The sequence below is a fragment of the Staphylococcus marylandisciuri genome, assembly GCF_025519785.1.
Lineage (GTDB): Bacteria > Bacillota > Bacilli > Staphylococcales > Staphylococcaceae > Staphylococcus > Staphylococcus marylandisciuri.
In genome coordinates, this window is sequence record NZ_JAOPKZ010000009.1 from 95,435 (window position 1) to 111,531 (window position 16,097).

The 16,097-nt window shown below is 38.7% G+C and carries 12 protein-coding genes and 1 pseudogene; 3 read left to right on the top strand and 10 right to left on the bottom strand.

The genetic code is table 11. The features are described 5' to 3' along the window. Window positions 1-150: 150 nt before the first annotated feature. From N9R04_RS06570 to isaB, 3 genes and pseudogenes are all read left to right on the top strand, one after another. Window positions 151-1,083, top strand: a pseudogene (locus N9R04_RS06570) (5'-nucleotidase, lipoprotein e(P4) family). Between the two features lie 526 nt (window positions 1,084-1,609). After that, a complete protein-coding gene (locus tag N9R04_RS06575) occupies window positions 1,610-2,350 on the top strand; it encodes a MerR family transcriptional regulator (protein WP_262855872.1) in 741 nt (246 codons plus the stop codon). Between the two features lie 972 nt (window positions 2,351-3,322). Then, window positions 3,323-3,823: an immunodominant staphylococcal antigen IsaB family protein gene (isaB, locus tag N9R04_RS06580; RefSeq protein WP_262855873.1), complete on the top strand. Its 501-nt coding sequence runs from the start codon at window positions 3,323-3,325 to the stop codon at window positions 3,821-3,823. Window positions 3,824-4,027: 204 nt separating this feature from the next. On the opposite strand, the gene N9R04_RS06585 is transcribed toward isaB, so the two are convergent. The 10 genes from N9R04_RS06585 to N9R04_RS06630 all read right to left on the bottom strand — a co-directional run bounded on the left by N9R04_RS06585 (window position 4,028) and on the right by N9R04_RS06630 (window position 15,657). Next, window positions 4,028-4,180 (bottom strand): hypothetical protein, encoded by a 153-nt coding sequence (locus N9R04_RS06585; RefSeq protein WP_262855874.1) that lies wholly within the window; start codon window positions 4,178-4,180, stop codon window positions 4,028-4,030. A gap of 451 nt (window positions 4,181-4,631) precedes the next feature. Then, window positions 4,632-6,332, bottom strand: coding sequence for an ABC-ATPase domain-containing protein (locus N9R04_RS06590; RefSeq protein ID WP_262855875.1), 1,701 nt, complete (start codon window positions 6,330-6,332; stop codon window positions 4,632-4,634). 274 nt (window positions 6,333-6,606) lie between these two features. After that, window positions 6,607-7,242 (bottom strand): ABC-2 transporter permease, encoded by a 636-nt coding sequence (locus tag N9R04_RS06595; RefSeq protein WP_262855876.1) that lies wholly within the window; start codon window positions 7,240-7,242, stop codon window positions 6,607-6,609. Further along, on the bottom strand, window positions 7,239-8,084 hold the full coding sequence (locus N9R04_RS06600) for an ABC transporter ATP-binding protein (RefSeq protein WP_262855877.1): 846 nt from the start codon (window positions 8,082-8,084) through the stop codon (window positions 7,239-7,241). The genes N9R04_RS06595 and N9R04_RS06600 overlap by 4 nt, the downstream gene beginning before the upstream one ends. A 794-nt stretch (window positions 8,085-8,878) precedes the next feature. Then, on the bottom strand, window positions 8,879-9,661 hold the full coding sequence (locus tag N9R04_RS06605; protein ID WP_262855878.1) for a glucose 1-dehydrogenase: 783 nt from the start codon (window positions 9,659-9,661) through the stop codon (window positions 8,879-8,881). A gap of 2 nt (window positions 9,662-9,663) precedes the next feature. Continuing rightward, on the bottom strand, window positions 9,664-10,920 hold the full coding sequence (locus N9R04_RS06610; RefSeq protein ID WP_262855879.1) for an MFS transporter: 1,257 nt from the start codon (window positions 10,918-10,920) through the stop codon (window positions 9,664-9,666). An 18-nt stretch (window positions 10,921-10,938) separates the two neighbouring features. Beyond that, on the bottom strand, window positions 10,939-12,558 hold the full coding sequence (locus tag N9R04_RS06615) for a xylulokinase (protein WP_262855880.1): 1,620 nt from the start codon (window positions 12,556-12,558) through the stop codon (window positions 10,939-10,941). Window positions 12,559-13,989: 1,431 nt separating this feature from the next. Further along, window positions 13,990-14,301 carry a hypothetical protein gene (locus N9R04_RS06620; protein ID WP_262855881.1) on the bottom strand — a complete coding sequence of 104 codons (312 nt, stop codon included), beginning with the start codon at window positions 14,299-14,301 and terminating at the stop codon, window positions 13,990-13,992. Continuing rightward, the gene (locus N9R04_RS06625; protein ID WP_262855882.1) at window positions 14,294-14,761 is read right to left on the bottom strand and encodes a hypothetical protein; all 468 of its coding nucleotides are present in this window, start codon (window positions 14,759-14,761) and stop codon (window positions 14,294-14,296) included. The genes N9R04_RS06620 and N9R04_RS06625 overlap by 8 nt, the downstream gene beginning before the upstream one ends. Before the next feature lie 353 nt (window positions 14,762-15,114). After that, window positions 15,115-15,657, bottom strand: a complete 543-nt coding sequence (locus tag N9R04_RS06630) for a TetR/AcrR family transcriptional regulator (protein ID WP_262855883.1) — start codon at window positions 15,655-15,657, stop codon at window positions 15,115-15,117. Window positions 15,658-16,097 lie beyond the last annotated feature (440 nt).

Genomic DNA, 16,097 nt, shown 5'->3' on the forward strand with positions numbered 1-16,097 from the left:
ATGACTAGAATTGAAAAAAGCTTGATACAAGCGCGTTTTCAAATCAGTCATCTACTGCCGAGATGTTGAAGAGGCTGGGATTTATGTCCCAGCCTCTTTCTCTCTAGTTAAAGACCATTATGTCCCAGCCTCATTAATAGAGGTGTTAAGATGAAAAGATTATCTAAATACATTTCAGCTTTAACGATTGCAAGTTCTGTAACACTCTTAGCTCCCATGAGTGCGAACGCATCAGGTAGTCCTACCGTGAATATGACTTCTCAATAACAAGCGCAAAATGGTGCTTCTGTGGAGCAAGCAGACATAGGCTCAGAAAACATCATGGCCGTCTCCTGGTACTAAAACTCTACTGAAGCTAAAGCTTTATATGCTCAAGGCTATAATACTGCCAAGACACATTTACAGCAGGAACTTAAAAAGAATAAAGGTAAGAAAAAGCTTGCTATAGCATTAGATTTAAATAAAGGTAAGAAAAAGCTTGCTATAGCATTAGATTTAGATGAAACAGTTCTAGATAACTCTCCATATCAAGGATACGCATCATTAAATAATGTCTCTCTTCCTACAGGGTGGCACGAATGGGTTCAATCCGCTCAAGCTAAACCCGTTTATGGTGCGAAAGATTTCTTAAAATATGCGGATAAAAAAGGAGTCGCCATTTATTACATATCAGATAGAGATGCTGCGAAAGATTTCAAAGCCACCCAACGCAAGTTAAGAAATATCGGCTTACCTCAAACGAGCGCCTCACATATTAAATTAAAAGCTAAAATTGATAAAGATAAATCAAGTCGTCGTGAAACAGTTCGACGCAACCATAAATTAGTGATGTTGTTTGGAGATAATTTATTAGACTTTGATAACCCTGAACAACCGACTTCCCACTCAAGAAATGAATTTTTAGGCCAGCATAGTAAAAAATTTGGTAAAAAGGATATCATCTTCCCTAACCCTATGTATGGCAATTGAGAATCAACCGTTTATCATAACCAACACGCTTTAAGTAATGGTCAAAAAGAGCAATTGCGAAAAGAATTTATCCATTATTTCAACCCTGAAACATCTAAAGTACAGTCCTATTAACAGTAGAATTTAAAAATGAAGAGAGGCCTCAAGCTGCCTGGTAAGTCAAGCACATAGTGTAGCAGCTCCTCAATGGTGCTATCACTCTAGCGCTCGTTCGACTCACTAGTGGATTAAGCACGTGGTTTAATTTAACAATAAAGCTGTCGCTCTCACTAAGTCGCCCGATCATATTATGCAGAAAGTGCAGCAATGCAGAATTAAATCATACGAACAAGCGATTATAAAAGTTTGTAGTCAATTTTTACCTCAAAGGTGATTTAATATACGTAGCTAAAATCTCTCACAAATGAGCTATCTTTCGGTGTAAAGCCCGATTGTTCACAGCATTACCATAATACGAAAAAAATTGTTCATCATAGCTTGACCTTCACGTAACGTTACCCTCTAAAGTTTATATCAGAAAGGAATTGTGTATTTCTTCTTTCACTCATCTTAGAGATTATAATTAGGATGATGTGAAAATTGAGAGGCCTCTGAACTAGTATGCTCAATTACCTTTAATCTGAATATTGGAGGGAACGAAATGACTCATTATTATTCTATGAAACAAATAACAGAAATCACCGGTGTGACGAAGCGAACTTTACACCATTACGACGAAATAGGTTTATTAACTCCTAGTCAGCGTCAAGATAATGGCTACCGTCAGTATAGCCAGGACAATCTTATACGCTTACAAAAGATCATCTTTCTCAAAGGTTTAGGCATATCATTAAATGAAGTTAATAAAATGATCGACTTAGACGAGGAGACGCTACGCCGGTCACTGCAAACCTATCAAACGCAGATGAAAGAAAAAATTAACAATCTACAACGACTTAACGACAACCTTCTATCATTTTTAGACGGCACACCGTTACTGAAATTAGATATTTATGAGCTACCGTTACAACAGCAATATGCAACAGAAGCATCTTACCGCTATGGGCATACGGCTGTATATCAAAGCTTAGCGGACAAGAGAAGAGGGAACGAGGCATCTTATTCAGAGGAGGAGGTAGCACAAATGGATTCTATCTTCGAAGCGTTTAATCAACTTGCTGAACGCAATGCACCTTACGAAGATTCTAAACACATTGTTGAACGTTGGAAGCGTATGCTCAACCAGTATGCAGATTTCTCAGATGACTTACTCTGTTGTATTGCTGATACTTACGATGAGGATCCACGTTTCCAAGATTACTTTAAACAGTTTTCTCATCCCAAGATTACTCAAGTTATAGCTGACCATGTTCACTTTCATTTAGATAAGTGCAGCGAGTAATATAGAGTGGGAAGTTATAATGCGATGTCATTTGAAATATTTATGGAAACTATTGTGTAAAAATTTAGCCAGCCTCCGTGTTTGCTTGCCTAGGAGTGCTCTAAAGTCATCTATTATTACTCTACCTCTAGGCCTCAGACTGAGCGCTGGCTTTAATCTATGTATTAAATTATGATAATTAAGGTATTGGAAGAGGCTGGGACATAATGGTCTTTAACTAGAGAGAAAGAGGCTGGGACATAATGTAATGTCTCAGTCTCTTTCAGCGTCTTGGCAGTAGATGACTGATTTGAAAATACGCTTGTACCAAGCTTTTTTCAATTCTAGTCATCCTTGCCGGGGCGGGACTACGAAATCTTTTTGTTCAAATTAGATTTCTGTCCCGCCCCCTCATTATTTAAGTTGACTCGTGGTAAACTGCCCCCTACTCTTACGTCGTTAATGAATGATCACTTATATAAGAGCGTACACAACCATACTTTCTATATGCTGATAATACTCAGTGCGTTCTATCCACTCACCTACCCCGTTCGTCTTGCTCAGCGTCTCACCTTCTTTAATTACAAACTTTTAACTTTATTATACAAGTTCCTTAACCTCTATATACATCTGTACTTTTGAACTGAGGATGTTTCGCGGTATAAAGGTATGAGAAAGAAGCGCTCAACTCACTACCCCTCATATCTTTAGACTTCCCTCACACTGACATCAGACAAACCGAACACTTACCCTTTAACAAGAGGATGAAGACCCTAAACTATTTTATATCGTTTCAATTAATCTCCTCATTAACCTCTGGCTTTATTATGTTCATACTGAGTTGACTATTATTCACTCTAATCAAACGTCGCTATCCCTGACTTATTAAACAAGCAAAAAGAGACCTCTGTAAATTATTACAAAATGATAAATAGTTGTAATAACATTGTAATGAATGTATGCTTACAGTAAGAACTTAAAGGAGAGATAACTATGAAAATCTTAACTAAAGGTCTATTAGCTAGCACCCTCGCTTTAGGACTTAGCGTAGGATACACAGGGATAACTGATATTAGTTCATCTCACCATCAAGCACAAGCAGCTACAAAACCTTATTATTCTTACAAAGGTTATACTACTGCACAAAGCAAATTCATCTTAGATAAAAACTTTATTAATGCTTTAAAGCACGACAACTTTACTATCAATGGTTATAAAATTACTAAAAACAAACACAATACACGTACGAACGTAAAGCAATACGACCAGAAATTTTACCAAGCTAGTACTCACACAGCTAATGGCGTATGGTTTGATCTTCAGTACGGCAAAGTGTCAGAAAAACAAATTATCAAAGCTTACGGAAAGTCAGAATCTAAGGTGACAAAGACACCTAAAGGTAAAGTGTATTCTTATACACTCGGTAATAAACATGTACAATTCTTTGAAAACCAAGGTTATATTACCTACGCTAGCGTTCATAACAATCATTAGAAACGAAACGACTAGAGCTCAAGTAAGGGGAGCGGGGCAGAAATCTAATTGGAATAAAGAGATTTCGTAGTCCCGCCCCGGCAAGGATGACTAGAAATGAAAAAGCTTGATACAAGCGCATTTTCATTTCAGTCATCTACTGCCAAGATGTTGAAGTGGCTGGGATTTATGTCCCAGCCTCTTTTTCTCTTTGGTCAAAGACCTTTATGTCCCAGTTTCTCTGTGTTGGGGCCCACCCCAACTCGCTGTGCCTGTTGAAACTGGTTTATCAGTTTCTCTGTGTTGGGGCCCCACCCCAACTCGCATTGCTTGTTGAAACTGGTTTACCAGTTTCTTTGTGTTGGGGCCCCTGCTCAAATCCTAAGCGCTTTTGTCTCGACTTCAGTTCAGTCCTGTTTTCCCGGGAAATAAATGGAATAATTAAGGGTTAAATTCGACTGTTCTATTCCTTCAAGTCGTAAGCTATAATGCCATCAAGCAAGCTCATAGTGAAGTTACACTTAAGTAGCGGTCTTTATTTAAAAGTGTGACTAGTAAAAATACCCTTCTCAAGATAAGGTAACTAACACGCTATGCATGACCTTTCTGACCGTTAACTTACTTGATGATGAGTTAGCCACGACTTAAAGCTCTTAATTCAATACACAGATAAACAGCCAGCACTTAGCCTGATTGCTAAAGAAAATCATGACTAAGAAGTGCTGGCTCAAATTTTATGAATTCATAGTTGTAATTATGTGAATTGAAAATGAGATATCGAATCTGTGACTTTACCTTTTTAGATCACTTTACTATCGCTTTTTCTCTCTTATTTAATATCTAACCCACGATAGCGATTAACTGCTGCGATAAATTCTTGTTTACGAGGCAAGGCTAAGTTACCAGGGTAACGATTATTCGGAGCTATCGCATCAAACCCTTGTTCTTCAATCTTATTATAAATCGCATCAGCAATTTCATATAAAGTTGACTGACCATCCGCTAACTTCCGTTGATAATAATCTAGCATTAATGCGATACAATTGGTCTGACTAGGATCGGTTAGCTGTTCTAAACCTGAAATATCAATCGGTTCCTTGCCATACATAATTGAATGCTTACCTTTCGCTTTCAAACGGCTTGCTTTTCCTTTGTGATTAAAGCTTGAGCGCGCGAGCACACGTGCCGGTATATTACCAAATTCGCGATCAGAAATATCGTCGCGATGATATTCCGGTGAATCCGCTATCTTCTTCGCCTCACTCGTCACGTCTTTCAAGCGATACTCATCCATCATAAAGACTTGATCTGCTACATCAAAGTAATCACCTGAGCCTCCGACGATGAGAATAGTAGAAACATTGTAATCATCGTACAGTGGTTTTACTTTGCTAGCAAAAGGTGTGATCGGTTCTTTTTCAGGCGCGATAAGTTTTTGCATGCGATCATCACGAATCATAAAGTTCGTAGCTGTCGTATCCTCATCGATAAGTAAGAGAGAGGACTTAGCTTCAAGTGCCTCCATCGTATTGGCAGCTTGAGAGGTACTACCGCTCGCATTCGTAGTTGAGAAGCGCGCAGTATCTTTCTTACCAGGCAGATTATCTATAAAGGGTGTAATGTTGACTTTCTCAACGCTGCGACCATCTTCAGCTCGAATCTTCATACCGTCTGCACGCGTGATGACCATTTCTCTGCCATCTTTCGCGATATGATTATACACACCGATTTCTAAAGCTTCTAAAAGTGTCGATTTACCGTGGAAGCCTCCGCCTACAATCAGTGTAATGCCATCAGGTATACCCATTCCTTTTACAGTTGTACCACTCGGTAAGTCTATAGCGATTTCATAATTGCTCGGGCTATTAAAGGGGATAGCGTCATTTAATGGTAAATCAGAAACACCGTTTTTTCGCGGTAGAATAGCACCATTACCTACAAACGCAACGAGTTGTTTGTCATCTAGTACTGCTCGAATGTGTTGTTGATCTACATACAAGCGCACTTGCTCATGAAGCGCTTCTTGATTGAGATGATGGTATTTCAAAGCTCGATCTATAACTCGTGGCATTTGACTCATCATAATGTTTGCCGCTGCTTTTCCTAATATCTTTCGCCCAGCAGCTGGGAGGCCTATTTCAAATCTTACCTCGATGGAGTCGTCATCTATTTGAACTGCTGAGCGCTCGAGTATTTCTTGGCCACAGCGATCGATAGTCATCTTCCCTTTGGATCCTTTAGCATGCTTTTGAGCGAGTTGAATTTCTCTTCCTACCGCACGAGTTAAAAAATCAGTCACTGCAATGACCTTATCTTTAGTATCGAGCAACTCACTAGGTATGCCAGCAGTCTGCCGGTCTACTAACACGCGCACTTTAGAAGGTGGCGCAAAGGGATCTGCTTGTACATGTTCAACTATAAATTGAAAGTCACTAAACTGATAGTGGTTGCCATTTAAACGTTTATAAGCGCCGTATTTACCACCATCGATTGAATGTAATAATTGATTGAGATCTTTAGCACTTTTCAATGGTATCCTCCTCATTAGTATGATCCTAATGTGTTTATACCCGCTAAAAATGGGGCAAAAAACTTATAGTTACACCGGAATTATGTAGAGTGAACATCTGACTCCTTTGACTTCACACTAATTTCAAGTCTCCTATTATATACGCTTACTAAAAGGCACATTCTGATGATCAATCACCTTAATCCAAAGTATTATTATTATAAAAAACCAGCCTTATGAGCGACTAGAACAATTATATTGCCTCTCACTCTAATGGCTGGTTGTCTGCTTATCACTATAGTTCTTGTTTACTAAATATTGCGATCGAGCAGAGATAAGAAACGATGAGTAGTATCACTCCTAATACGCCGTAACTTATAATACTCGTCGCTGCGATGGGTTGATAAATAATTCTTTCAAATGATCCTGACTCAGTTATATTAGGCATTATCATACCGTAAAAAAGTCCGAAGAACGATAGCATTAAGACGATTGTGACAGTAATCATGATCACATTCGAATTCTCAGTACCAAACTTAAAAGTAAAAGGGAAGATAAATGAATAGATCCCCATAGCTCCTACTCCCAAACAGAATGACAATACAATAATGCTCCATGACTGTTGAAAGATTAACAATGTTCCAACCCCTAATATTGAGCCAATCACAAAGGCTATAACAACAAAGGTAAAATAACTATTGATATAACCTTTTCTGCCACCTGGTAAAGTAGCTACATAATACATCCAATGTGATTCTTTCTCTTGTTTCATATTGTCACTGATAGGTGATAACAGAAACATCATTGGTAAAAAGCACGTCATTATCGGGTTAAGAAAGTTAAAACCAACACACATTAGTATTGAAATAATGAAATATGTAATAAATACCTTTTTCGATGCATACAAATGAGCTATAAATTGACCCTTCATTTAAGTTCACCTCGCATTAATAATTTAGTCGCATCGTCAATCTGGCGCAGCGGTTCCGCTCCCTCAACTTGAGCACAATCGTTAACTAAAGTGCGGCGTTTACCTTGATACAGACGACTAGCAACTATCAACTCTTCAGGGACGTTGAATTCCTCCTCTGATTGTTCAACGATGCCATAATGATCAAAGAGATTATCTTTCTCCTCTGTGAGTACTATTCTGCCATCTTTCATAAAAATAATCTTAGTGGCTAGAGAAGCAATATCACTTGAGATGTGAGACGATAGCATGATTCCATTATCTTCTTTCACATAGTCCTCTAAGATTTCTAGCACTTCTTCTCTACCCGAAGCGTCCATACCAGCAGTCGCTTCGTCTAGAATAAGCAAGCGACTATCATGAGCAAGCGCAATTGCGATCGCCGCTTTCATCTTCATCCCACGTGAAAAAGTTTTAACTTTTTTATTTGAAGGTAAATCAAACTCAGTTATGAGAGAATTAAACTGATCACTATCCCATGTTTGATATATCTGAGCAAATGCTTTATCAATTTCTGAGATCGTTAACTTGTGTGGCACGCGCAAGTCATCAAATACTACGCCTAAATACTCTTTATGCTTATTGTCCGAATCAGCTACCACTTCACCAAAGAACTTAATCTCTCCGTTATCTTTGAAGCGATTGCCGACCAATGTATTAATAAGTGTGGATTTCCCGCACCCGTTCTTCCCTACTAAAGCTACAACTTCTCCAGGTTGAACTGTCAACGAGATATTTCTAATATTGAAATCGTTCTTTTTATACGACTTCTCTAACCGATTGACTTCTAATAAATAGTCCATAAACTACCTCTCTTTCTTATTATTTAAAACATTCATCCCCATCTAATGAGCTAAACTAATACGTTATGTAATTAAACAAAGATAATAAATAGATGAAATATGTAACTAAATAAAGAAAATTAATATGATTTAAACCTCGCTATTAACGCTGCTGGTCTATCTTTAGAGATGGCTACGTAAAAAAGTGATCCTCACTCAGCTTCTATGTTCATGAAACACTCTATTACACCATTCGTTAAGCATACACTTAAACGACTTGAATGGGAGCGGGACAGAAATCTAATTTGAACAAAAAGATTTCGTCGTCCTGCCCCGGCAAGGATGACTAGAATTGAAAAAAGCTTGATACAAGCGCATTTTCAAATCAGTCATCTACTGCCGAGATGTTGAAGAGGCTGGGATTTATGTCCCAGCTTCTTTCTCTCTAGTCAAAGACCATTATGCCCCAGACTCAAATAAAAGGAATCGTAGGTCTCTTCCCAGCGATAGATTTCGCCGTATTCCGACATTCGGCACAAGTTAGTGAGTTAAGAATAATTCCACTTATGCAGGCGCTCATTAGATAGGAATCTTCTAACTGTGCAACAGAATCGAATGTTTAATAGCAGGTCATACAACAACTATAGTAGCACAATAAAGTTCCTAATATAAGAAAGATAAAGAAAAAGTTTTTTATTTTCAAAATGCACATAAATTGTGATCTTCAAAAGTCAAACCTTAAAATCTATGACTCTAGAAAAAAGCCTCTATAAGTCGCCTCTTAAACAGAGCAACCTATAGAGGAAAGCAACTCATTATAAAGCTGTATAGCCGCCATCTATCGTAAACACGCTACCTTGTGCATATGATGAAGCGTCTGAAGCGAGGTAGACGACAATACCTCCTAGTTCGTGAGGAGCACCTGGTCGCCCCATTGGAGTGAAGCCCATCCAATCGTCTATCATCTCGCCCCCTTCATCAAAGAAAGGTCTTGTCAATTCTGTCTTCATATAGCCAGGCGCTATAGTATTTACTTTCAAACCATATTTAGACCATTCCATAGCTAAACTTTTCGTCAGCATAATAACCCCCGCTTTAGACGCGTTGTAGGAACACTGCTCTTGAGGCTTATTAGCTATTAGACCTGACATGGATGACGTGTTGATGATAGAACCAAACCCTTGCTTGATCATCACTCGTCCTACCGTTTGGGCTACTAAGAAAATGCCATTTAAATTGAGATCCATGACCTTTTTCCAACTTTCATAAGACATATCTTCAGCCTTTTCATTGATCGTCATTCCTGCATTATTGACTAAAATGTCTATTTTACCAAATTCTTTAACTACACTATGCGCCATATTCTCAACAGCTTGAGGTTCCGTCACATCGACTTCAATGGCATACGCAGTAACTTGTTCTGCCTCACTAATATGATGAGCTGTCTTCTGAGCGATAGGTAGGTTAATGTCTGCTATGACTATATTGGCTCCTGCTTGAGCAAGCGCTTGTGCCATGGCTTTCCCTAAACCCATAGCACCACCTGTCACAATCACAACCCTTCCATCTAATTTAAATTGTTCCATAACGTTTGTCATTGTCATTCACCTTTCTGATATATTTCCTTGGGTTGCTTAACTTTCATAAAGAAGGTTAATATAAACCCGATAATATAAATCGCTGTATAAACCCAAATCGCAAATTCGGCGTCTCCGATTTGTAACGAGACTGTCGCAATCAATGGTCCGATAAAGTTACTTAACCCTGCTGATAGGTTGTGAATCGAAATAGCGGCACCTTTCTGTTCTGGTTCAAGTGTAGGAAATACAGCTGTCATAGGTACGAAAGCGGCTACCGCAAAACCGAATAAGATCGCCGCTATGAGCGCACTCCAAAATTGAGGGCCACTCCATAAAGGTAAGTAATAGAATGCAAGCGTTGAAACTGCCATACCCATACAGCCAAACCAACGCACTTGTCGCTTCCAACCAATCTTATCTCCTACGAGCCCCCATAACAGATTAGTGAAAATAGTAATGATGTACATCAAGCCCCAAATTCTCAACCATTCTGACATGGAATAACCGAATTGATCAGTAAAGACTGCTGGCATAAAGGCAACAAGACCGAAGAGTGCGAGTTGGTTGATGATTCTGATTAAAGAGGCAATTACGATTTGGGGATTCTTAAGTATCGTTACCCCTTTCACAAACTCACGTAATATCTCGGTTTTAGACATATTTTTCGAATCTGACGTAGCACCTTTTTTATCTTTAACTAAGAACATCGCAAGCATACCGCCGATGAAGATAAAGAGGATCGAAGACCACAACGTGCCCATATAACCGATGAATGGAATCGTGAAACTAGGGAGATACGTGCCGATCACCCCTATTCCTATAGAGTACATAGCCCAGAACCAACCCATGGCTGAAGCGAGTTTATGTCTCGGGGCTGAAATAGTGATCCAAACCACAAAGCTATAGATAAACATTGGGTATGCTAGGCCACGGATACCATACATGATTAACATCAGAGGATAACTATGTTGTGCTAGACCGAGAGTTAAGAAACCGACATGAAAGACAATCCACATGATAAAGGCGATAGTCATTATCCTGCGCGGACTAAATACTTCAGCGAGTACACCTGACAACCATGAAGCGATTGCGACGACGAAACCATAAACTGTCAGCACATTAGTGGCGTTACTAGAAGTGAACCCAAGTATCTTAATATATTTAGATAGAAAGGCTTGTTCGATACCATCTCCTGTCATAAAGATCGCCACTGCGATATAACCCCAGATTAGAATAAGAGGTAAACCTAGAAATTGTTTCTGATTTGACGTTTGCATATCTTTCACTACTCCAATCTAACCTTCAGTATGTTTAGCGTTGTTAAATAGCGCATTAGCGTTCTGCTCTAATTTAACTCCCGCTTTAAAACGAGTCATGTAATCACGAAACTGTGTGATCTCACTTTGATTCGTGTCAATGGTCATAGCTTCAGTATAGTTAAAAGCAAAGTCAGATAAATATTGAGCTAAATCCTCCTCATCCTCTTCAATCAAGTAGCGTGCGAGTACGGCTATCCCCCACGCGCCTCCTTCAGAAGCTGTCTGCATCACACTGACTGGACTTTCCAAAGCTGCAGCCATCAGCGTTTGCGCCACTTGCTCTGTCTTAAAGATTCCACCGTGTCCTACTATGGAATCAATCTTAATGTCTTCGTTTTCTTTCAATAAATCGATACCTATTTTAAGCGTAGCAAAGGCACTACAAATATGAGATTTCATAAAGTTAGCTAAAGTAAAGTTACTATCTATCGCGCGCATGAAAAGAGGGTAGCCTTGATGAACATCTGTGATAAACTCACCGGAGACGTAACCCATGGAGAGCAATTTCCCAAGGTCTTCATCACCTGCTAAAGCTCTCTCAAATAAACGTGTAAAGAGCTCATCTTTATCGTAAGCCACGCCCATCATTTGTAGGACTTCTTCAAATAAATTAACCCAAGCATTAATGTCTGAGGTACAATTATTCGCATGAATCATCGCTACTTCATGTCCATCAGGCGTAGCAACAACATCTACTTCTGGATAAAGGTGTTTAAGCGGAGCTTCAAGGACGATCATGGAGAAAATGCTTGTTCCCGCAGAGACGTTTCCTGTTCTAGGCGCCACACTGTTTGTCGCTACCATCCCTGTAGCAGCGTCGCCTTCTGGAGCGCACATAGGCACACCAGACTGCAGTTCGCCGTTTGGATCTACTAGCTTAGCCCCTATATCAGTTAGAGTGCCGGCAGACTCACCCGTCACAGCGACTCTAGGCAATAAGTCTTTAATACTTTGCTTGTAGCCGTTATGTTGGAAGAGCGCGTCAAAACGTTTAAGCAGATCTTCACGATAGGTCAACGTTTCATGATCAATTGGAAACATCCCTGAAGCATCGCCAATACCTAACACCTTCTCATCACTTAAGTACCAGTGGACGTAACCAGCCAGAGTAGTCATATAATTGACTTGAGAAACGTGCGCTTCCTCGTTGATAGCTGATTGATAGAGTTGAGCAATACTCCAGCGCTCAGGTATATTAACATGAAAATCATTTCTTAATAATTCAGCTGCTTGATTAGCATTATTATTGCGCCACGTTCGAAATGGCACGAGTAAGTCACCCTGGTCATCAAACACGAGGTACCCATGCATCATTCCACTTATGCCGAGGGAGGCCGCTCGTTGAAGAGACGTGCCATAGTCTACTTTAAGTTGCTTCGTCATTTCATGGTAACTCTGTTGAATCCCAATCCATACCTCATTGATCGAGTACGTCCAGTAACCATCCCGATATTGGTTCTCCCACTCATATGACCCTGTAGCTATAGTTTGACAATTAGGATCAATTGCAACGGTCTTAATACGCGTAGAACCCAACTCAATACCAACTGAAACTTTACCTTCACGAATGAGTTGCTGTGTATTAGTTTGAGCCATCTCATTACCTCTCAATATAAATATTAATGTAAACGCTTGCAAAATAATTATTATACAACTTAATTGCTATAGTTAATAATATCGTCTTAACAATTAAATTAAAATCAAATAGAAAGTTTATTACTTCTTAAGTGCTAAGTGTTCCTGGCCATTTTGTGAATTTCCTCAATTACACTTTTAATAAACGCCTGAAGTTGATCTATTTAATGGTCGGTTTCTAGAACGCGTTGCAAGAAGCTATTGAGCTTATTACAGAGGCTGGGACATAAAGGTCTTTGACTAGAGAAAAAGAGGCTGGGAGAAAATGTAATGTCCTCAACCTCTTTTAGCATCTTGGCAGTAGATGACTGATTTGAAAATGCGCTTGTATCAAGCTTTTTTCAATTCTAGTCATCCTTGCCGGGGCGGGACTACGAAATCTTTTTTGTTCAAATTAGATTTCTGTCCCGCTCCCTCTTTCAGTATCTTGGCAGTAGATGACTGATTTGAAAATGCGCTTGTATCAAGCTTTTTTCAATTCTAGTCATCTTTGCCGGGGCGGGACTACGAAATCTTTTTTATTCAAATTAGATTTCTGTCCCGCTCCCATAACTTCAACACCCGCCACCAATATGTAAATTGAGTGCAAACTGATGTGACAATAAGCTGATTATATCCTCCATTACCCCTCTACAATTCTACTCTTTTAAATACTGTAAAATGATAACGCATCCACCTTAAAAATAACTTTTAATAAAAAAAAGACGAGTTAGTGGCTATTTAATAAGTAAATAACCAGAGACCTCGTCTTCCTTCTCGATTGAATTAGTAAATCAGTGTCGTTCTCTTAACACTTACCTAATCCATACCCTTTTTGCTAAATTAATGTCACAGAAAAGGAAAAGATTCTAAAAATTTCAACGGGTTGTCACAAAATTGACTTAAATGAACCGTTTCCTTGAAAATAATTTTATTTCTAACACTAAAGTACTTTTATCTAAGATACTTAACTACCCAATACAGCCCACCTAGGAAGATACTATGAGCCACAACCCATAAGAGATGTGCGCTCCATTGATAATCAAAAATGCTGCGTACCGACAGGGTTGTCATAATAGGATAGAGACCAACAAAAAACAGCACTAACATGCTTATCCATAACTTCAAACTACATATGTGCCGATGGTTTACCCATATACTCACATAAGTAATGATGAGCGTTATCAAAAAATGACACCCTAATTCAAGTATAAAAGGGGTCTTTTGTGGGGGAAGTAAAAAATCTAAATTTAATAATAGCGCGCCCAAGTGTGTTTGGAATATCAAATCTATGAGGAGCATACTGAAATATAATACTAATGTCAGAACCAGCGCGTAGAAAATGATTTTCAGATGCAAACCTTTAAATAAACGCAAACATATGACCTCCTTTAAAGTCGATCCTCCCAAACTTTAATGTATGTGCTTAATCATTTCTATTGCCATGATTAAACAGAACATCACTAAGATATATAACAGTAGTATGCTCTGTGAGTGATGTTGCGTCGGTCTAAAATACGAGTTTATAACAGCAATCATCGCCCCTATAATGACAAATACTGCTGCTTTCAAACACCAAGTATGAAGCGTTAAGACGTAGTGCGGCATGATAAAGATTGAGCACAAATTAATAATTAATAATAGTAAAACGCCAATAGTGTATATAATAAACAACACGCCTACGATACGCGCTCCACGAATCCAAATGTCTCTCAGTTTAATCATGCTGCTCACCTTCTTGTTCTACATGGTGTAGGGCTTCCTCGACAGAATCAGTATGCTCGGCGTCTAAAATTTTAGATACTGTCATTAATGACGGGTAGCGTTGCTGCGATTGTAAAGCTTTACTACTACGGCAATGCTCTCCATTAAATACCGCTTCCTGATTTAACTCAACATCGATGGTCTTAGTCGTATCTTTGTTAATGATAACCTTTATAGGCATCTTATCATGTTTCTTAATGAAATTAATGTCGCCCGCTTTAATATCTATCTCGTTGACGTGAGCATAATTATAGCGTGTGTACAACTCGAGTCGCTCTTCTTGTTCCTCTACAAACGCTAGCCACTCTTTCTCTTGTGCTTGCTCACTCAAATGGAGCTTCACAAGCTGAGTAGTAAGTGCAAGTGCCAGGGTAATAGTGATGAATCTAAGTATGTTAATCTTCTCCAACCCCTTTTTCATTCTGTCTATTATTTGAAGCAGCTTATCTTAAAGTGGCGTTAATCAAATTTTCTCTTTTTGAGTAAAAGCTAGATTTATATCTGAATTTTCTCAATACTTTATATATTATTATATAGCAATCTGTGAGGTAGCGCTAATGTTGTTTGTGGTCTCACTTCTCTTTTTTAGTTAAATATTACGCACAAATCATCTAGAGTAACGTCTAAGACATAATTTCCTTAAATTACTGCAAAAATGGTTTAGTTAAGCATGCTTAGTTTATTGTTGAAGCACTTGACTAATCATAGGAAAGGGGAGCGGATCAGAAATCTAATTTGAATAAAAAGATTTCTGTCCTGCTCCCAAAAGGCAAATTAAACGCTATTCATTCTATCATTTAGGAAATCAAAGAGCGCTTCCGTACCTTGCTCATATTTATTATTAACCCAATTTCGTAATATTTCTACCACGCCACTGCTCATAAAGTCGCATAGCATTTCTGGATGCTTACTTTCACGCACCTTTCTAGCCACCTCGTCATCATTAAAGCGAGACGCCTCCAACATCATCTTACTGTGTATACGCTTAATTTCATTTAAGACATCGATGGAACGCTCAGAAGTGATCAAATGCTTAAATACTTTTTTATTCTCATCAAAGTAAGAAACAAAACTATCTAAATTGTTCTCAGTATTTTTACTTCGTTTTTCAAATTGTTGTCCTATAAGCTGTGATAAGTGATAAAGCAAATCATACTTATCTTCAAAGTAACGGTAAAAAGTACTGCGGTTAATTTCCGCTTCTTCGCAAATTTGTTGCACTGTAAGCACATCGAAGTAATTAGACTTTAAAAGATCAAACGTCACCCATAAGATATGTTGAACCGTACGTTTTTGAACTGGTGATTGAGAGTGCATGACTCGTCCTCCTCATCGCACTTCAGCAAACTTTGTTACTTTTAGTTTATAGATAATTTACCATACACTTCTTCATATACCAAATAGTAACCACGGCGCGCACATCTTTTCCTGCCCTTTACCAAACGCTTATCTATGCAGTTTCAAACTCCTGTATCTGTATCGCACTGGTTGATAGTGACCTCTTCATAAAGTGACCTTATGAGGCTGGGAGATAATGGTCTTTGACTAGAGAGAAAACATACTAAGATTAGCTATGAAGAAATCTATGACGATAGATTTTTTCATAGCTATTTTTTATAGTTAAAGAGAAAAGTAGATCGTGCGGTCTCTTGGATTTTAAATCCGTAGTCAAAACCGATCAGCTTTACTCTCGCCTTTTGAAATTCGATTGGAGTATGTTGGGTTCTTGAAACCGTGTATAGGAAAGTGAAATGAGA